This window comes from Pelagirhabdus alkalitolerans, assembly GCF_900096905.1.
In the GTDB taxonomy this organism is placed as follows: domain Bacteria; phylum Bacillota; class Bacilli; order Bacillales; family Amphibacillaceae; genus Pelagirhabdus; species Pelagirhabdus alkalitolerans.
In genome coordinates, this window is the sequence record NZ_FMYI01000010.1 from 54,054 (window position 1) to 73,840 (window position 19,787).

At 39.7% G+C, this 19,787-nt stretch carries 18 protein-coding genes and 2 other annotated features; all 18 genes read right to left on the reverse strand.

Going from position 1 to position 19,787, the window contains the following annotated elements; translation table 11 throughout:
* Positions 1-57: 57 nt before the first annotated feature.
* A complete protein-coding gene (rpoC, locus tag BLR62_RS10850; protein WP_090796835.1) occupies positions 58-3,675 on the reverse strand; it encodes a DNA-directed RNA polymerase subunit beta' in 3,618 nt (1,205 codons plus the stop codon).
* Between the two features lie 106 nt (positions 3,676-3,781).
* On the reverse strand, positions 3,782-7,318 hold the full coding sequence (gene rpoB / locus BLR62_RS10855) for a DNA-directed RNA polymerase subunit beta (RefSeq protein ID WP_090796837.1): 3,537 nt from the start codon (positions 7,316-7,318) through the stop codon (positions 3,782-3,784).
* A gap of 500 nt (positions 7,319-7,818) precedes the next feature.
* Positions 7,819-8,424 (reverse strand): class I SAM-dependent methyltransferase, encoded by a 606-nt coding sequence (locus tag BLR62_RS10860; RefSeq protein ID WP_090796839.1) that lies wholly within the window; start codon positions 8,422-8,424, stop codon positions 7,819-7,821.
* A gap of 88 nt (positions 8,425-8,512) precedes the next feature.
* Complete coding sequence (gene rplL, locus BLR62_RS10865) at positions 8,513-8,875, reverse strand: 50S ribosomal protein L7/L12 (protein WP_090796842.1); 363 nt, start codon at positions 8,873-8,875, stop codon at positions 8,513-8,515.
* Between the two features lie 63 nt (positions 8,876-8,938).
* Complete coding sequence (rplJ, locus tag BLR62_RS10870) at positions 8,939-9,439, reverse strand: 50S ribosomal protein L10 (protein ID WP_090796844.1); 501 nt, start codon at positions 9,437-9,439, stop codon at positions 8,939-8,941.
* 56 nt (positions 9,440-9,495) lie between these two features.
* Positions 9,496-9,644: a sequence feature (ribosomal protein L10 leader region), on the reverse strand.
* Positions 9,645-9,685: 41 nt separating this feature from the next.
* The gene (gene rplA, locus BLR62_RS10875) at positions 9,686-10,381 is read right to left on the reverse strand and encodes a 50S ribosomal protein L1 (protein ID WP_143008373.1); all 696 of its coding nucleotides are present in this window, start codon (positions 10,379-10,381) and stop codon (positions 9,686-9,688) included.
* Positions 10,382-10,565: 184 nt separating this feature from the next.
* Entirely contained in the window at positions 10,566-10,991 is a 426-nt protein-coding gene (gene rplK, locus BLR62_RS10880) for a 50S ribosomal protein L11 (RefSeq protein ID WP_143008374.1), read from the reverse strand.
* Between the two features lie 162 nt (positions 10,992-11,153).
* Positions 11,154-11,690 carry a transcription termination/antitermination protein NusG gene (gene nusG, locus BLR62_RS10885; RefSeq protein WP_090796850.1) on the reverse strand — a complete coding sequence of 179 codons (537 nt, stop codon included), beginning with the start codon at positions 11,688-11,690 and terminating at the stop codon, positions 11,154-11,156.
* Positions 11,691-11,798: 108 nt separating this feature from the next.
* The gene (secE, locus tag BLR62_RS10890; protein WP_176759283.1) at positions 11,799-11,978 is read right to left on the reverse strand and encodes a preprotein translocase subunit SecE; all 180 of its coding nucleotides are present in this window, start codon (positions 11,976-11,978) and stop codon (positions 11,799-11,801) included.
* Positions 11,979-12,027: 49 nt separating this feature from the next.
* The gene (gene rpmG / locus BLR62_RS10895) at positions 12,028-12,174 is read right to left on the reverse strand and encodes a 50S ribosomal protein L33 (RefSeq protein ID WP_090796892.1); all 147 of its coding nucleotides are present in this window, start codon (positions 12,172-12,174) and stop codon (positions 12,028-12,030) included.
* A gap of 81 nt (positions 12,175-12,255) precedes the next feature.
* Complete coding sequence (gene sigH / locus BLR62_RS10900) at positions 12,256-12,915, reverse strand: RNA polymerase sporulation sigma factor SigH (protein WP_090796853.1); 660 nt, start codon at positions 12,913-12,915, stop codon at positions 12,256-12,258.
* Between the two features lie 74 nt (positions 12,916-12,989).
* A complete protein-coding gene (locus tag BLR62_RS10905) occupies positions 12,990-13,496 on the reverse strand; it encodes an NYN domain-containing protein (protein WP_090796855.1) in 507 nt (168 codons plus the stop codon).
* Complete coding sequence (gene rlmB / locus BLR62_RS10910) at positions 13,496-14,242, reverse strand: 23S rRNA (guanosine(2251)-2'-O)-methyltransferase RlmB (RefSeq protein WP_090796857.1); 747 nt, start codon at positions 14,240-14,242, stop codon at positions 13,496-13,498. Before rlmB ends, BLR62_RS10905 begins: the two co-directional genes overlap by 1 nt.
* A complete protein-coding gene (locus BLR62_RS10915; protein WP_090796859.1) occupies positions 14,235-14,645 on the reverse strand; it encodes a Mini-ribonuclease 3 in 411 nt (136 codons plus the stop codon). The genes rlmB and BLR62_RS10915 overlap by 8 nt, the downstream gene beginning before the upstream one ends.
* Positions 14,646-14,648: 3 nt before the next feature.
* Positions 14,649-16,049 carry a cysteine--tRNA ligase gene (gene cysS / locus BLR62_RS10920; protein WP_090796862.1) on the reverse strand — a complete coding sequence of 467 codons (1,401 nt, stop codon included), beginning with the start codon at positions 16,047-16,049 and terminating at the stop codon, positions 14,649-14,651.
* Positions 16,030-16,680 carry a serine O-acetyltransferase gene (gene cysE / locus BLR62_RS10925; protein ID WP_090796894.1) on the reverse strand — a complete coding sequence of 217 codons (651 nt, stop codon included), beginning with the start codon at positions 16,678-16,680 and terminating at the stop codon, positions 16,030-16,032. Before cysE ends, cysS begins: the two co-directional genes overlap by 20 nt.
* 82 nt (positions 16,681-16,762) lie before the next feature.
* Positions 16,763-16,977, reverse strand: a binding site (T-box leader).
* A gap of 31 nt (positions 16,978-17,008) precedes the next feature.
* Complete coding sequence (gene gltX / locus BLR62_RS10930) at positions 17,009-18,472, reverse strand: glutamate--tRNA ligase (RefSeq protein ID WP_090796865.1); 1,464 nt, start codon at positions 18,470-18,472, stop codon at positions 17,009-17,011.
* 160 nt (positions 18,473-18,632) lie between these two features.
* Entirely contained in the window at positions 18,633-19,739 is a 1,107-nt protein-coding gene (locus BLR62_RS10935; RefSeq protein WP_090796867.1) for a PIN/TRAM domain-containing protein, read from the reverse strand.
* Positions 19,740-19,787: the final 48 nt, after the last annotated feature.

The window sequence follows — 19,787 nt, forward strand, 5'->3', positions numbered from 1 at the left end:
ACAAGTTCCAACAATTTTTACTTGAGTGGCATAGATTCAAGTTTCTCTATAATAATGCTACTCTACTGACGTCTCATCTTCCGTTTGCTCTGCCACAACATTTTCAACTGGCATGTCGGTTTGCGCTTGGATCTTGCGATAACGTTGCATACCTGTACCTGCTGGGACAAGCTTACCAATGATGACATTTTCTTTAAGTCCTAACAACTCATCACGCTTACCTTTGATTGCAGCATCTGTTAAGACACGAGTCGTTTCTTGGAATGATGCAGCAGATAGGAATGAGTCTGTTTCAAGTGAAGCTTTCGTAATACCCAGTAATACTGGACGTCCGACTGCTGGCTCACTTGCATTTGATAGAGCTTTTTTGTTCACATCTTTAAATTGGTGTATTTCAAGTAGTGAACCTGGTAGCACTTCGGTTTCACCAGCATCTGCAATACGAACTTTTCTAAGCATTTGACGAACCATAACTTCAACGTGTTTATCACCGATTTCAACACCTTGCATACGGTAAACTTTTTGCACTTCTTTTAGAAGGTAGGTTTGAACACCGTCAACACCTTGGAATTTTAGCAATTCTTTTGGATCGATTGACCCTTCAGTTAATGGCTCACCGCTTACGACTGTATCGCCAATTGCTACTTTTACACGAGCGCCGTAAGGAACCGTGTATGTGCGTGTTTCAATTGCACCTTGTACAACAATCTCTTGTTTTTCTTTCACTTCATCAATATCCTGAACCGTACCATCAAGTTCACTGATCACGGCTTGACCTTTAGGATTTCGCGCTTCAAAGATCTCTTGGATACGCGGTAAACCTTGCGTGATATCACTACCCGCAACACCACCAGTGTGGAATGTACGCATCGTTAACTGAGTACCCGGCTCACCAATCGATTGGGCAGCGATAATACCGACAGCTTCACCGACCTCAACTTCTTGTCCAGTTGCTAAGTTACGGCCGTAACATTTCTTACATGCACCGTGTTTTGTGTTACATGTGAAGACAGATCGAATGGTTACTTCTTCAATACCAGCTTCTACGATTGTTTTAGCAATATCTTCATTAATAAATTCATCTTTACCTATAATAATCTCTTTCGTTTCAGGGTGACGTACAGTTTGGAATGATGTACGGCCAATTAAACGATCAATTAATGGCTCAATGATTTCTGTACCTTCAGTAATAGCTTTAACCGTTAGCCCTTTATCTGTTTGACAGTCATCTTCACGAATGATGACATCTTGCGCTACATCCACTAGACGTCTTGTCAGGTAACCAGAATCGGCTGTCTTAAGTGCCGTATCAGCAAGACCTTTACGAGCACCGTGTGTCGAAATAAAGTATTCTAAAACAGTTAAACCTTCACGGAAACTTGACTTGATTGGAAGTTCGATAATTTGTCCAGCCGGGTTAGCCATCAAACCACGCATACCTGCTAATTGCGTAAAGTTTGAGGCATTACCACGTGCACCCGAATCACTCATCATGAAGATTGGATTTCGTTGGTCAAGTGATTTCATTAGTTTCTCTTGAATGACATCTTTTGCTTTTGACCAAATCGATATAACACGTTCATAACGCTCATCTTCTGTGATTAAACCACGACGGAATTGCTTCATAACTTTATCGACTTTTTCTTGTGCTTCTTCTAATATTTCTTCTTTTTCAGCTAATACAACAATGTCAGATACACCAACTGTGATTCCTGCTGTAGTAGAATATTTGAACCCTAAATCTTTCATCTTATCAAGCATTTTAGACGTTTCGCTAATCTTGAACTTCTTGAAGACTTCGGCAATGATGTCACCAAGAATACCTTTTTTAAATGGTAAGATCGCTTCGCGTTTTTTCAGTTCTTCTTTAACATCTGTGCCTTTTGGTACAAAGTAAGCATCAGGTGTTTCGATTTCTAAGTTACTTTGCGTTGGTTCATTCATATAAGGGAATGATTTTGGTAAGATTTCGTTAAAGATTAACTTACCAACTGTCGTTAATAAAATTTGATGATTTTGTTCCTCTTTAAGGTTGTCTTTGCCTAAACCAGACGCTTGAACACCCACTCTTGTGTGGAGGTGTACATAGCCATTTTGATAAGCCATTAATGCTTCATTAATACCTTTAAAGACCATACCTTCACCAATAGCACCTTCACGTTCAATTGTTAAGTAATAGTTACCTAACACCATATCCTGAGAAGGGGTTACAACTGGCTTACCATCTTTTGGATTCAAGATGTTTTGCGCTGCCAACATAAGTACACGTGCTTCTGCTTGCGCTTCTGCTGATAGTGGAACGTGAACAGCCATTTGGTCACCATCAAAGTCGGCGTTGTATGCTGTACATACTAATGGGTGCAAGCGAATTGCACGACCTTCTACTAATGTCGGCTCAAATGCTTGAATACCGAGACGGTGCAAGGTTGGTGCACGGTTAAGAAGGACTGGATGCTCTTTAATGACATCCTCTAGCACTTCCCAAACTTCCATTTGCAGACGTTCAATCTTACGTTTAGCGGATTTAATATTATGAGCCAGTCCTCTTTCAACAAGCTCTTTCATAATAAATGGTTTAAATAATTCAACGGCCATTTCTTTAGGAAGACCACATTGATACATTTTAAGACTCGGTCCTACAACAATTACCGAACGTCCAGAGTAGTCAACACGCTTACCTAGTAAGTTTTGACGGAAACGTCCTTGCTTACCTTTTAGCATATGTGACAATGATTTAAGTGGGCGGTTACCTGGTCCTGTAACCGGACGACCACGGCGTCCATTATCAATCAGCGCATCGACTGCTTCTTGTAGCATGCGCTTTTCGTTTTGAACGATAATAGTCGGTGCTCCTAAGTCTAATAAGCGCTTCAGACGATTGTTACGGTTGATAACACGGCGATACAAATCGTTCAAATCAGATGTAGCAAAGCGTCCACCATCTAATTGAACCATCGGACGAATTTCCGGCGGAATAATTGGAAGTACATCAAGAATCATCCATGCTGGGTTATTACCAGAATGTCTGAAAGCTTCAATAACTTCTAATCGTTTAATCGCACGTGTACGTCTTTGACCTTGTGCAGATTTCAACTCTTCGCGTAGCATTTCCACTTCGCTTTCAAGGTCGATATCGTGTAGAATTTTTTTAATTGCTTCAGCACCCATCGCCGCTTGGAAGCTTTGACCGTATTTATCACGATAAGCACGGTATTCTTTTTCAGATAATAACTGTTTTTTCTCAAGAGCTGTCTCGCCTGGGTCTGTCACGATATAAGCAGCGAAATAAATCACTTCTTCAAGTGCTCGTGGTGACATATCAAGCATAAGCCCCATACGACTTGGAATGCCTTTAAAGTACCAAATGTGAGAAACAGGTGCTGCAAGTTCAATGTGACCCATACGTTCACGGCGAACTTTTGATTTTGTTACTTCAACACCACAGCGATCACAAACGACACCTTTATAGCGGACACGCTTATACTTTCCACAGTGACATTCCCAATCTTTTTGCGGACCAAAAATACGCTCACAGAATAAGCCGTCTTTTTCTGGTTTTAACGTACGATAGTTAATCGTTTCTGGTTTTTTTACTTCCCCATATGACCATGACCGAATTTTGTCTGGTGATGCCAAGCCGATTTTCATAAATTCGAAATTATTTACATCTAGCAAGGGGTCTACCTCCCTTTTAGTATGTGTTAGACCGCAGCAAGATGAGTACTAAGACTCACCTTAACTACAGTTACCTAATGTTCTATTAAACACCATTGACTGGTTATTACTTACCTTCTAGCTCTAAATTAAATTGATCCGTAGATGATTGTTCTTCTTCCTCAATATCACGAAGTTCAATTTCTTCTTCATCTGCTGATAACATCTTCACGTCCATACCTAAACTTTGAAGTTCTTTAATCAATACTTTAAATGATTCTGGAATACCAGGTTCAGGTACGTTATCACCTTTGACGATTGCTTCATATGTCTTCACACGACCCACAACGTCATCGGATTTAACCGTTAAGATCTCTTGCAGTGTATAAGCAGCACCGTATGCTTCAAGTGCCCAAACCTCCATCTCACCAAAACGCTGTCCACCGAATTGTGCTTTACCACCCAGTGGTTGTTGCGTTACAAGTGAATATGGTCCAGTCGAACGTGCGTGAAGCTTATCATCAACCATGTGTGCAAGTTTAATCATATACATGACACCCACAGATACACGGTTATCAAATGGTTCACCTGAACGTCCATCATAAAGGATTGTTTTGGCATCTCTTGCCATACCTGCTTCTTCAATTGTTTCCCAAACATCTTCTTCATTAGCCCCATCAAATACTGGTGTTGCCACATGAATACCTAACTCACGTGCAGCCATACCTAAATGAAGCTCAAGTACTTGTCCGATATTCATACGAGACGGTACACCTAATGGGTTAAGCATAATATCAACTGGCGTCCCATCTGGTAAGAACGGCATATCTTCTTCAGGTAAAATCTTAGAAATAACACCTTTGTTACCGTGACGACCAGCCATCTTATCGCCTTCGTGAATCTTACGTTTTTGTACGATGTAAACACGAACGAGTTGATTAACACCTGGTGGTAACTCGTCACCGTCTTCACGATTGAAGATTTTAACGTCTAAGACAATACCGCCTGCACCGTGCGGAACACGCAAGGATGTATCACGCACTTCACGTGCTTTCTCACCGAAGATCGCATGTAGTAATCTTTCTTCAGATGAAAGCTCTGTTACACCTTTAGGCGTTACTTTACCAACAAGTAAATCACCATCGCCTACTTCTGCACCGACACGGATAATACCTCGTTCATCTAAATCTCTTAATGCGTCTTCCCCTACGTTCGGGATATCACGTGTAATTTCTTCAGGCCCTAACTTCGTGTCGCGGGCTTCTGATTCGTATTCCTCGATATGGATTGATGTATACACATCATCCTTCACAAGTCGTTCACTCATGATGATCGCATCTTCATAGTTATAACCGTCCCAAGTCATAAAGGCAGCAAGGACGTTTTGTCCTAGAGCAAGTTCGCCATCTTCCATCGATGGACCATCCGCTAAAATCTCACCCTTCGTTACCTGATCACCAACGCTTACGATTGGGCGTTGATTGTAACAAGTACCTTGGTTTGAACGAATGAATTTTTGGAATTTATAGCGATCAACATCGCCTTCGACTTGTTTACCGTCGATTTCTTCAATACGACGAACATGAACTTCTTTTGCTTCAACACGTTCAACGCGACCAGGATGCTGACAGATAACTGCTGCACCTGAATCTTTACCAGACACATATTCCATACCCGTACCGACAATTGGTGAACGAGGTTTTAATAATGGAACAGCTTGACGTTGCATGTTGGCACCCATTAACGCACGGTTAGAGTCATCGTTTTCCAAGAACGGAATACATGCAGTCGCCGCAGATACAACTTGCTTAGGCGAAACATCCATATAATCTAATCTGTCACGTGTCACACTCTTGTTTTCCCCGCGGAAACGTGCGATAACTTCTTCATCTAAGAATGAACCATCTTCTCCTAGACGAGCGTTTGCTTGGGCAACAACGTAATGATCTTCTTCATCCGCTGTTAAATAATCATATTGATCCGTTACCTTACCTGTTTCTGGGTCTACACGGCGATACGGCGTTTCGATAAAGCCGAATTTATTCACTTTTGCATAAGAAGAAAGTGAGTTAATCAAACCGATATTTGGACCCTCTGGCGTTTCAATCGGGCACATTCTTCCGTAGTGAGAATAGTGAACGTCACGAACTTCATAACCTGCACGTTCACGTGTTAGACCACCAGGCCCTAGGGCTGACAGACGACGCTTGTGCGTTAATTCTGCTAGTGGATTCGTTTGATCCATAAACTGTGATAATTGCGAGCTACCGAAGAACTCTTTAATAGAAGCAATCACCGGACGTATATTAATCAGTTGTTGTGGTGTAATGGCTGAAGTGTCTTGAATAGACATACGCTCACGAACCACGCGTTCCATACGTGATAAACCGATACGGAATTGATTTTGTAATAATTCACCGACTGAACGGAGACGACGGTTACCTAAGTGGTCAATATCGTCTGTATCGCCTACTTGGTGTAAGATATTAAAGAAATAACTAACGGATGCAATAATATCTGCTGGGTCAATATTTTTTATTGCTTCATCAACTAAACCATTGCCGATAACAGTTAATTCGCGTTCGCCACTTGGATCAGTTGGATCAACAATCTTAACAGCTTGTGCGCGAATCTCTCCATCTAGCACACCTTCACTTGGCTCAAGATACGCTTCACCTAAACGATTTTCCTCACGCTCTAAGAACGGAAGTACTTTATCCAATAAGCGACGATCTAATTTAGCTCCTTTTTCCGCTATCACTTCACCTGTTTCAGGATCTGCCAGTGTTTCAGCTAACGTTTGATTGAACAAACGATGTTTAATATGGAGCTTTTTGTTCATCTTATAACGACCTACATGAGCTAAGTCATAACGCTTCGGATCGAAAAAGCGTGAAATCATCAAGCTTTTCGCACTCTCAAGAGTTGGCGGCTCACCCGGACGTAGTCGTTCGTAAATTTCTAGTAAGGCTTTTTCGCTTGTTTCTGTGTTGTCTTTTTCTAATGTATTTCTTAAATACTCATTATCACCAATCAAATCAATGATTTCTTGATCTGTCCCGAACCCTAACGCTCGAAGCAGAACAGTGATTGGCAGTTTTCGTGTACGGTCAATTCGAACGTGTGCAACATCTTTAGCGTCTGTTTCAAACTCTAACCATGCTCCACGGTTAGGAATAACAGTCGCGTTATATCCACGCTTACCGTTTTTATCAATCTTGTCACTAAAGTACACACTTGGAGAACGCACCAACTGCGAAACGATAACACGTTCTGCACCGTTGATAATAAATGTTCCCGTATCTGTCATTAGTGGGAAATCTCCCATAAATACTTCTTGCTCTTTTACTTCACCAGTTTCATTATTTAATAAGCGAACCTTTACACGAAGTGGCGCATTATACGTCACATCTCTCTCTTTTGATTCATCGACAGAATACTTCGACTCACCTAAGCTGTAATCCACAAACTCAAGTGATAAATTCCCTTGGAAATCTTCAATTGGAGAAATATCCTTGAACATTTCTCTTAAACCTTCTTCTAGGAACCAATCATAAGAAGCTGTCTGTATCTCAATTAGGTTTGGTAATTCAAGTACCTCACTAATACGTGCATAGCTTCTTCGCTGGCGGTGTCGTCCATACTGAACTAGTTGACCTGTCAACTGCTTCACCCCTCAAATCAAGAATAAAAAACGAAAAATGATTAATCATAGCGACTAATCTTTTTTAAAGGCACACACCAATTGGCGTGCAAACCTTATATATAGCATGAACATATAAATGTTCAGCCTAAATACCTTCACCATTTGTGATTCTGTATTCACTATTGACTTATAAAATGGAAAAGGTATAATTTAATCAGAATAAAATGTTCGCCCCTAATCGAACAGTTAAATGTAAGATTTGTGCGAACGTCTATGAAGGCTTCGCTTACATCAAAAGCCCCATATCGAAGTGATGATTAAAGCGCATAATAAAACAAAGGATCACCTCTTGATTACTTTAAGAAACGCACCCTTATCCTCTTAAAACTACCTAACCATCCTGTCCAAAAACCAATAAACTATACATTTAGTCATTTTTTAAAAAAAGTACTTGACATTAAAACGATCTATTGGCATTTTTCTATACTACCACAACGATAAACTCGAGTCAATCATAATTATGATGTTTTAACAGCTCGAATAATGTGATAGCCTTTATCTTTTTTAACGACTGATACCTCGGAAAATAGAGTTTCTAACTTTTTAACTGCAGACGAAGCACCTTGCTTCTTCTGGATCACAACCCAAAGCTCACCTTCTGGCAACAACTTTTCATAACTCTCTTCTAACAATTGATGTACAACTTGTTTACCAGCTCGAATCGGAGGATTCGTGAGTACCGCCGAAATAGCGTTTGTTGTTATATTTGAGAAACCATCACTTACACAAATTTCTACATTTTCAATTCGGTTCGCTTCTTTATTCTTTATCGCTAAATCAATCGCTCGATGATTAACATCAGCCATGACGACTTGACGATTCGGATAGACTTTAGCAAGAGCTAAACCGATCGGCCCATATCCACAACCTAAATCAACGAATGCTCCTTCTAGATCAGGGGCTGAGAATGTTTCAATTAATAATCTTGAACCGAAATCGACCCCACCTTTTGAAAAAACACCTCGGTCACTTGTAAATGTCATGTTTACACCACGCAAGGCATAAGACCAAGTTTCCGGATGACTTTCAATTTGAGGTTTTCCTGTGAAATACTGTTCAGACATGAAATGACTCCTCACTTATATTGGATTCATTAGAAAAGCTCGCCTATAGACTAGACGAGCTTTCTTTTTCATTATCAAGCTACAAAGCTTATTTTAATTCGATTTTAGCGCCAGCTTCTTCAAGTTTAGCTTTCATTTCTTCAGCTTCTTCTTTTTCAACGCCTTCTTTAATTGCACCCGGTGCGTTATCTACAAGATCTTTTGCGTCTTTAAGACCAAGACCAGTGATTTCACGAGTTGCTTTAACGACCTTGATCTTAGAAGCACCAGCGTCTTCTAAAATAACGTCAAATTCAGTTTGCTCTTCAGCTGCTTCTGCACCTGCTGCACCTGCTGCTGCTACTGGAGCTGCTGCAGTTACACCGAATTCTTCTTCAATTGCTTTTACTAAATCGTTTAATTCAAGAACAGACATTTCTTTGATTGCTTCAATAATTTGCTCTTTAGACATTTTAATTTCCTCCTAATAGTTGATATTTATTTTCGATTCGTTCATTTTTAACTAGCTAACAGACTAAGCGCCTTGTTCTTCTTTTTGCTCGGCAACAGCTTTTGTTGCGTATGCAAAGTCGCGCATTGGCGCTTGAAGAACGCTGAGTAGCATTGATAATAGACCTTCGTAGTTTGGTAGTTCTGCAAGTTCTTTGATTTGATCAAGAGTTGCAATACTTCCCTGGATAACACCCGCTTTAATTTCTAATGCTTCATGCTCTTTTGCAAAGTTGTTTAAAATCTTTGCCGGAGCAATTACATCATCATTACTGAATGCGATCGCAGTCGGTCCTACTAACGCTTCGTTCAGCTCAGAAAGTTCAGCTTCCTCTGCCGCACGACGGCTCATCGTATTTTTGTATACTTTGAATTCAACACCCGCTTCACGAAGTTGCTTACGTAGTTCTGTTACCTCGGCAACATCAAGACCACGGTAATCAACGAGTACAGTTGATTCACTTTCACGAAGTTTCGTTGCAATTTCAGATACGACTTGTTTTTTCTGCTCAATAATTGTTGACATCGTTCCACCTCCTAACAGACTTTTCATCATACCGGACGAATCATTTTTCATTGGATTTAGTCCAATAAAAAACCCCACGCCTGCGTAGACGTGAGGAAGACTTCATCTAAAGAAAGGCATACTTCCTTTAATTTATCCAACACCTCGGCAGGCTATTAAGCCTTAAGTAGGCTCCTGCTGTCTACGGTACAACGTATAATAATTAACCTTGTTCATTATAGCGAACCGCTATAACAAAGTCAAGCTTTATTTAGTGAAATTTGATGGGTCAACTTTAACACCAGGCCCCATCGTTGATGTTACCGATGCATTACGCATATAAATACCTTTAGATGATTGTGGTTTAGCTTTCACTAATGTATCCGCAATTGCATTAAAGTTATCTTTTAACTGATCCAGTTCAAATGACGCTTTACCAATTGGCACGTGTACATTTGATTGACGATCAACACGGTATTCAACTTTACCTGCTTTAATTTCTTTAACAGCATTGGCAACGTCAAATGTTACAGTGCCTGTTTTAGGGTTCGGCATTAAGCCTTTGGGTCCTAAGACACGGCCTAACTTACCAACTTCAGCCATCATATCAGGCGTTGCGACGATCACGTCGAACTCAAACCAACCTTGGTTGATTTTGCTGATTAAGTCTGCTTCACCTACGTAATCTGCTCCAGCTTCTTCAGCTTCTTTCGCTTTTTCACCTTTCGCAAACACTAAAACAGTTTGAGATTTACCTGTACCGTGTGGCAATACCATTGCCCCGCGAATTTGTTGGTCAGCTTTCTTCGGATCCACACCTAAACGGAATGCCGCTTCAACTGTTTCATCAAATTTTGCTGTTGCGTTTTCTTTTACTAAGTTAAGCGCTTCTTCTACGTCGTAAGCTTTTGAGCGGTCAACGTGCTTTAACGCTTCTTGTTGTTTTTTCGTTTTCTTAGCCATTATTATTTCCTCCTTGAATGTGGTTTTAACGGTTATACCTCCCACTTAAAAAAGCGGACCCCACTAAGACAACGCGTCAAAGTGGGCAACTAACCTAAGCGTTAGTTCATCTGCCTACAAAAAGGTTGCGAAATGGATTAAAACGCCATCACCGCAACCTTTTACTCCTTGTTGCATTGAGAAATTAGTCTTCGACAACAATTCCCATGCTACGTGCAGTACCTTCTACCATACGCATAGCCGCTTCGATATCAGCAGCGTTTAAGTCAGGCATTTTAGTTTCTGCGATTTCTTTAACTTGATCACGCTTCAACGTTGCAACTTTGTTGCGGTTTGGTTCACCTGATGCCGTATCGATACCCGCTGCTTTTTTAAGCAATACAGCAGCCGGCGGAGTTTTCGTAATAAATGTAAATGAACGGTCCTCAAAAACCGTAATTTCTACTGGAATAATCAAACCAGCTTGCTCTTGCGTACGGGCGTTGAATTCTTTACAGAAACCCATGATATTAACACCTGCTTGACCTAATGCCGGTCCAACTGGTGGTGCTGGATTTGCTTTCCCTGCCGGGATTTGAAGTTTAACTACCTTAATTACTTTTTTAGCCACGAGACACACCTCCTTAAGTCCGTGATGTGGTCATAGGGCAGCTATTTGCCCTCCCACTCAATTCTCTGCTATTACCTTACACTCGAGGCATAAAGAACATAAAAATTCTAGCATGTTTAATACTAAATTGCAAGGGATGAATCAGAATATTTCAATCTAGGGTTACGATAACTTATCCACTTGAGCAAAATCAAGTTCGACCGGCGTTTCACGACCAAACATATTGACATGAACTTTCACTTTCTGACGATCTAGATCAATGTGCTCGATCGTTCCTGTGAAGTCAGTGAATGGCCCTTCTTTCACTGTGACTGTTTCACCTTGTTCAAAGTCAATATCTACAACTGTTTCTTTCATACCCATACGCTTCAATACCGTTTCCGCTTCTTCCGGTAAAAGTGGAATAGGTTTTGAACCTGCTCCTGTTGAGCCAACAAAACCTGTAACCCCCGGTGTATTTCGAACTACATACCAAGAGTCATCCGTCATAATCATCTCGGCTAATACATAACCAGGAAACACCTTTTTCATTGATGTTTTCTTCTTGCCATTTTTCATTTCTGTTTCTTCATCTTCAGGGACGAGAATACGAAAAATCTTGTCCTCCATCCCCATTGATGCCAATCGCTTTTCAAGGTTCGTTTTCACTTTATTTTCATAACCAGAATACGTATGAACAACATACCATTGTTTTTCCATTATAATGCCTCCTATGAAAGGTTTTTTTCCAATTTAAAAAACCCGCAATAAACGGGTTTTGTCTGAAATTTATATCGTCACTATTATTATATCATAAAATACTCGAATCTATTCAAATAAAAGATTAAGAATTTGTGTAATCCCTAAGTCAACGAGTGTAAAGAATACAGCGATAAACGCTACTGTTGCAACAACCGTTACCGTATAACGAAAAAGTTCATGTTTTCTTGGCCAAGATACTTTATTCATTTCACGAGAGACATTTTTTAAAAACGTAACAACTTTCACAAGTAGTTCCTCCAAACCTAAGAAAAAATTTATTAATCTATTATGGCGCTTACTTCGTTTCACGATGAACGGTGTGCGCATTACATCTTTTACAAAACTTCTTGAGTTCCATTCGATCTGTTTGAGACGATTGTTTATCCGTTTGATAGTTTCGACTCAAACATTCTGTACACGCTAATGTTACTTTCTTCTTCATATTATCATCCTCTAAAAGAGCTGTCCATCCTTTATAAAGTAGCACGCTTAGCCTTATGTGTCAACGCACCTATTACAATTATCACAATTGAATTTCTGAAACGTGCATAAATCGTTCTAGCTTTCGCTTCACACGTTGCAAGGCATTATCAATAGATTTAACATGCCGATTTAACTCAGCTGACATCTCTTGATAAGTGCGACCATCTAAATACTGAAGTAGAACATTTTTCTCAAGCGGGCTTAAAAGTTCAAAAAGTTCCCCTTCAACTTGTCCATAACTCTCTTGGTTAATCACTAATGATTCAGGATCTTCTTCGACTTCGACATTCGCCAGCACATCTAATAATGTCCGTTCTGAATCTTCATCAAATATGGGTTTATCAAGTGAAACATAGGAATTGAGCGGAATATGTTTTTGCCTTGTCGCTGTTTTTATCGCTGTAATGATCTGTCTTGTCACACATAACTCAGCAAAAGCACGAAATGATGAACGACGATCATTTCGATAATCACGTATGGCTTTATATAGTCCAATCATTCCTTCTTGAACAATATCTTCATGATCTGCTCCAATCAGGAAATACGTACTTGCTTTCGCGCGCACAAAACCACGATATTTCCGAATTAAAAAATCTAGTGCCTGGCTGTTTCCTTCTTGGACATACGAAATCAAATCCCTGTCATCTAGTTTATCAAACGCGATCGTGTTCTGTTCTGTTGCGTGTTGTTGCTTAAGCAAGACCAACGCCTCCTGAATCACATAATAGAAATATTATACAGTAAGCGCTTTACAGTCGTCAATAGTCGCTTTTATTATCTTTTTCGCCTCATTTCATCCAACTTTTGCAAAACATCGGATTCAATTGGGATCACTCGGTCGTTTTTTTGTGTTTCAAAGCTTTTGAGATCTTCACTAATTTCTTTTTGAATGTAACTTAATTCAAGCTCAAGCTCACGAGCCGATTTTCTGTATGCACCTTGTTGAAAAATAGTACGCTGTTCTGTGTAGTCAGATGTAGCAACATAGACTTTTGTTTTCACATTTTTCAGCTCTTTAACGAGACGCTCAATTTTCTCATCCGCTGTCTCTTTCTCTTTTGTAAATATAATCTCAACATTAAAACGGTTTGCTTTTGATTCTAATCCTTTCACTTCATACGCATCAAAAACAACCATGACCCGGCAACCTCTATAGGCTCGATATTCAGCCATTTTCTCAATCAATAGAAGCCTCGCTTGGTCTAAGTCAACATCTTTTAGTCGCTTCAGCTCATCCCAATCACCAATGATATTATAGCCATCGACAAGTAGTACATCCATTATGATTCACCTAGAGGATGACGTTTTCGATAGATTTCATACATCAACAAGCTACCGGCTACGGATGCATTTAAAGACGATACTGTCCCTTGCATAGGTAGTTGAATCGTCCAATCACATTTTTCTTTAACTAATCGACTGATTCCCTTTCCTTCATTTCCAATCACAAGCGCAATCGGTAAATCATTTGGTAATTGGCGATAGTCTTCTGATGCATCCATTTCAGTACCGACCACCCACACATTTTTAGCTTTTAGTTCATCAATTGTTTGAGCCATATTGGTCACACGTGCAACCGGCACGTATTCAATTGCGCCTGCTGATGTTTTGGCAACCGTACTTGTTAGGCCTACTGCACGTCGCCTCGGTATGATGACACCATGCACCCCAACGGCATCAGCTGTACGTAAAATCGAGCCTAAATTATGAGGGTCTTCTATTTCATCAAGCAGGACAAAAAATGGCTCTTCACCTTTTGACGCTGCCCGTTCGAACAGTTCATCAAGCGTTGCATAGTCATATGCTGCAACAGCTGCCACAATCCCTTGATGCTGACCATCAACCATTTGATCCAACTTCTTTTTTGGAACTTGCTTGATCACGATTTTCTGCTCTTTTGCCAATTTATAAATTTGTTGTGTTGCATTTTGATTTAAATGATCCGCTAAAAACAATTTATTAATCGTTCGACCTGATTTTAATGCTTCTAAAACAGGGTTCTTGCCAATAATCCACTCATCACTCATTGTCACGCTCCCCTTTCTCAATGATCTTAACCGCCTCTTCCATTAATTCATTCAATCGTTCTGTTTCATTCGTAAAGTATAAGAACCCTAAAACCGCTTCAAATGCTGTACTATAGCGATAGGTCATCACATCTGTATTTTTAGGTACTGTCGCCGATTTAGCATTGCGCCCACGACGCATCACAGCTTGTTCTTCTTCTGTTAAAGCCTCTTCGTCTAACCACTCTCTTAAAACAAAAGCTTGACCTTTAGCTGAAACGTAGCGAATGGCAGCTTGATGCAAAGCATTGACTTTCGCTTTACCTGAACGAATCAAATGATCTCGAACGTACACTTCATAAACAGCATCGCCCATATAAGCTAATGCCAGTGCTTTCATCTGTTTAACTTGATTTGTATTCATTCGCTACCCTCTTTTCCAACGCGTGCCTTGTGCGGTGTCTTCTAAAATAATACCTTGCGCCTTCAACTCATCACGGATCTCATCTGCGCGATTGAAGTCTTTATTTTTTCTTGCTGCATTACGATCATGAATCAGTTGCTCAACATCAACATCAAGAAGAGGCTCATCTTTTTCATCTAACTCAATGCCTAAAATAGAGAACGCTTCATCAAATAACTGGATGAATTTATCTAAGCTCTCCTGACTCACCTCTTGGCGATCTAAATAAACATTGACTTCTTTTGATAAATCAAATAAAACACTGATCGCATTTGCCGTGTTGAAATCATCGTCCATTGCTTCGATTAGTGATTGTTTATAGCGGGCAACTTGCTCAGTCCAGTCATCCGGTGAATCGCTATTCTCAGTCTGATTTTTTCTATGCTTCAAATTTAAATAAGCATTTTGAATACGGTCAAGGCCGTTTTGAGCTTGGGCTAATAATTCTTCACTAAAATTAATCGGGCTTCTATAATGGACTGATAACATATAAAAACGGATTAGGGCTGGTGAATACGCCTCTAACAACTCATTAGCTAATATAAAGTTCCCAGTTGATTTGGACATTTTTTCATCATTAACGGTGATATAGCCGTTGTGCATCCAATAATTTGCAAAGGTTTGACTCGTGCATGCTTCACTTTGTGCGATCTCATTCTCATGGTGCGGAAATGCTAAATCCTGTCCGCCAGCATGAATATCAATCGTTTCACCTAAATGTTTTTTAACCATAGCTGAGCACTCAATATGCCATCCTGGTCTTCCCTTACCCCACGGTGAATCCCAAGCAATCTCATCCTCTTTCGCTTCTTTCCATAATGCAAAATCAAGCGGGTCTTCTTTGCGTTCACCTACTTCAATTCTAGCACCCGATTTTAAATCATCAATCGATTGGTGTGATAATTGTCCGTAGTTTTCAAAACGACGGGTTCTAAAATAAACATCACCACTTGACTCATAAGCAAAGCCTTTATCTATTAGTCCTTCTATGAATTTAATTATATCTGGCATCGACTCACTAACACGCGGGTGCAGGGTCGCTTCTTTAACACCAAGTTTTTTTACATCTTGTTTATACGCTTCAATAAACCGATCCGCTAAGTCCAGCACATCTTCGCCTTGATCTTTCGATGCATTAATTAATTTATCATCAACATCTGTGAAATTCAGTAAATACGTTACTGTATAACCGCGATACTCTAAATAGCGACGAACGGTGTCAAAAACAATGGCAGGTCTGGCATTACCTATATGAATATAATTATAAACAGTTGGTCCGCAGACATACATTTTCACATGATGACGGTCAATAGGTTGAAACGTTTCTTTTTGACGCGTTAATGTATTATAAAGTTTTATGGTCATCTTTTCTTTCTCCTTTCACCTTATCTAACTCTTCTTTTAACTCTCTAATTTCAGACTGTAACTGCTCAATGGCGTCATCGACAGGGTCAGGGAGTTGATTATGATCAAAATCTTTTTTAACCTTTTTACCATTTTGAATCACAATATGACCTGGAATACCGACAACTGTTGAATAATCGGGCACATCTTCTAACACAACAGAACCTGCACCTACTTTGGAAGCTTCGCCAACCGTTATCGAGCCCAACACTTTAGCACCTGTTGCAACTAAAGCGTAATCCTTAATGGTGGGATGACGTTTTCCTTTTTCTTTACCCGTTCCACCCAACGTCACACCTTGAAAGATCGTCACATTATCCCCAATCTCACATGTTTCACCAATCACGACACCCATTCCATGATCAATAAAGAACCGATGACCGATTTGAGCACCCGGGTGTATTTCAATCCCTGTGAAAAACCGACTCAATTGTGAAATGACTCGAGCAATAAAGAAGAATTTCTTACGATAAAATAGATGAGCAATCCGGTGTGCCCAGACAGCATGCAATCCTGAATATGTCAAAATAACTTCTATATAAGAACGTGCAGCAGGGTCTTGATCAAAAATGACCTCAACATCTGCCTTCATTGTTTTAAACCATGACACTCTTATCCACCTCCACTCATTTCTAAAAAAATAATACCTTAAAAAAAGCGCCCCTGTGTATGAACACAGAGACGCTCCTTGCGCGGTCCCACCCTGTTTAGATCACGACTGTGATCTCGACTTTAACACTCGATAACGGGAGTGACCGCTTTTGCATACTATTAATTCCGCAAAAGACTCAAAGGGGCATAAGATGAAGTCACTTAAAATCACTCGCAGCCAATGGTGATTCTCTCTGTGTAAGATGAACTTCATCTCTTTCCTTTTCATCGTTTTCAATATCTTTATGCATCGTGTTTAATTTAAGTGATTAGAATGACGCTAATAAAGCATCTAAACGCGAAATAACAACCGATTTACCTAAAATATGAATCGCATTCGGTAATTCCGGACCATGTGTTTGAGCCGTTGTTGCAACACGAATAGGCATGAACAATTGTTTACCTTTATGCTTTGTTTCTTTTTGAACAGCTTTGATCGCCGCTTTAATTTCCGCTGGCTCAAAGGTATCGAGTGCTTCTAATTGTTTTTTGAAGTTCTCAATGACTTCCGGTACTTGTTCACCAGCAAGGACATCTTTAGCATCGTCGCTGTAAGTAATCTCTGTTTGGAAAAACAGTTCTGTTAATTCAACAATTTCTGCACCATAACTTAACTGATCTTTGTAAAGTAAAATGAGCTTTGTTGCCCATTCTCTTGTTTCTTCTTTCATATCAGATGGCAATTTGCCTACCTCAACTAAATGAGGTAATGCCAACTCCACAACCTCTTCTTCTGAAAGAGCTTTAATATATTGGTTGTTCATCCATTTTAATTTCTGCGGGTCAAACACAGCAGCTGACGTTGATAAACGAGATGGATCAAAGATCTCAATCAACTTTTCTTGTGTGAAGATCTCTTCTTCACCAACAGGTGACCAACCGAGCAACGTAATAAAATTAAACAATGCTTCAGGTAGATAACCTAAGTTTTTGTACTGTTCGATAAATTGTAAGATATGTTGATCACGTTTACTTAATTTCTTTCGTTCTTCATTTAAAATAAGTGTCATATGACCATACTTAGGCGCTGTCCAACCAAATGCGTCATAAACCATCATTTGTTTTGGCGTATTGGATATATGCTCTTCACCACGTAGGACGTGTGAGATCGCCATTAAATAATCATCAATGACAACGGCGAAATTATACGTTGGAATACCGTTCTTCTTCACGATAACCCAATCACCAAAATCACTTGATTCAAATGTAATATCACCACGAACAATATCATTAAATGTATACGTTGTATTGTCCGGCACGCGGAATCTAATACTTGCTTCGCGGCCTTCTGACTCAAACTGAGCGATCTGTTCATCTGTTAGGTTTCGGTGAGCACCTGAGTACTTAGGTACTTGGTGATTTGCACGCTGCTGTTCGCGCTCTTGTTCAAGTTCTTCTTCTGTCATGTAACATTTATAAGCAAGACCACGTTCTAATAATTCGTTCACATATTTTTGATAAATATCAAGGCGTTCCATTTGGCGATACGGTCCGTACTCCCCGCCAATATCAGCACCTTCATCCCACTCAAGTCCTAACCACTTTAAATAGTTTAGTTGGCTTTCTTCGCCACCTTCAACATTTCGCTTTTGGTCAGTATCTTCCGTACGAATAATAAATTGACCATTTAAATGTCTAGCATATAAATAATTAAATAATGCCGTTCTTGCATTTCCAATATGCAAGTGGCCTGTTGGACTTGGTGCGTAACGCACACGTACTTTTTCTGTCATTGTTTGTCTTCCCCTTTCAATCGTCCCTCTTTATTCTACTTCTCATTTTATCATTATTTTGAATGAATTGCTTTCGTTTTTATGATTCACTAAAAAACGTGTAAAAAAGTGATAACGATAAGTCATCACTTTTTTATGCACCCTTCTAGTTATACCCTTTTTATTGAGCTTTTTCAAGTGCTTTTGGTTTTGCGAAGATCATTCGTCCTGCAGAAGTTTGTAAGACACTCGTAATGATCACTTCAATCGATTCACCAATATGATGACGTCCTTCTTCAACAACGATCATCGTTCCATCATCTAAATAAGCGACACCTTGATTTTGCTCTTTCCCATCTTTAATCACTTGAACAACTAACTGTTCACCTGGTAAAACAACCGGCTTAACAGCATTAGCCAAATCATTAATGTTGAGGACTGGGACATTTTGGAATTCGCACACTTTATTTAAATTAAAGTCATTCGTCACCACAATACCATCTGATACTTTCGCTAGTTTCACTAACTTACTATCGACTTCTTGAATGTCTTCAAAATCACCATCATACATTTCGACATCAACCGGAATCTCTTTTTGCAGTCGATTTAACACATCTAACCCTCGACGCCCACGGTTTCGTTTTAATGCATCTGATGAATCTGCGATATGTTGCAATTCCTCTAGTACAAAGTGTGGAATGATAATCGTACCTTCTAAGAAATGCGTCTGACAAATATCAGCAATCCGACCGTCAATAATGACACTTGTATCTAATAGCTTCGCTTTCGGTGCTACTTTAGATGCTTCTTCCTCACTAGCTTCTGATTGTTCTTTATCTTTTCTCGCAAGTGTTAAAATATTCGCAAATTCATCACGGCGTTTAAAGCCCACTTGGAAACCTAAATAACCTAATAAGCCCATTGTGAATAAGGGAATGATTTGCGAGACAATAATAATTTGAATATCCTGTATCGGTTGGTTAATGATATAAGCAATCACAAGTCCTAAAATTAACCCAACACTTCCAAAGAACAGATCCGCAAGTGGAGCTCCTAATAACAGATTCTCAAAAAACTGAATAAACTGAACAATGTAATCAACTAACCAGAAAGATAATAGATATAAAATAATAGCACCTAAAAACAACCCAACATACGGGGCAATATATGGATTATCCAGCCATGTATGTCTTGTAAAACCTAACACCCTTACTAACGACGGAAAATATAAAAAACCTGTAGTACCTCCAGCAATAATGATAAATAATTGCACTATTCTTTTTAGCACCACGTTCACCTCCTAACACTTAGTCTTACCTAAATCACTTATCCTTAA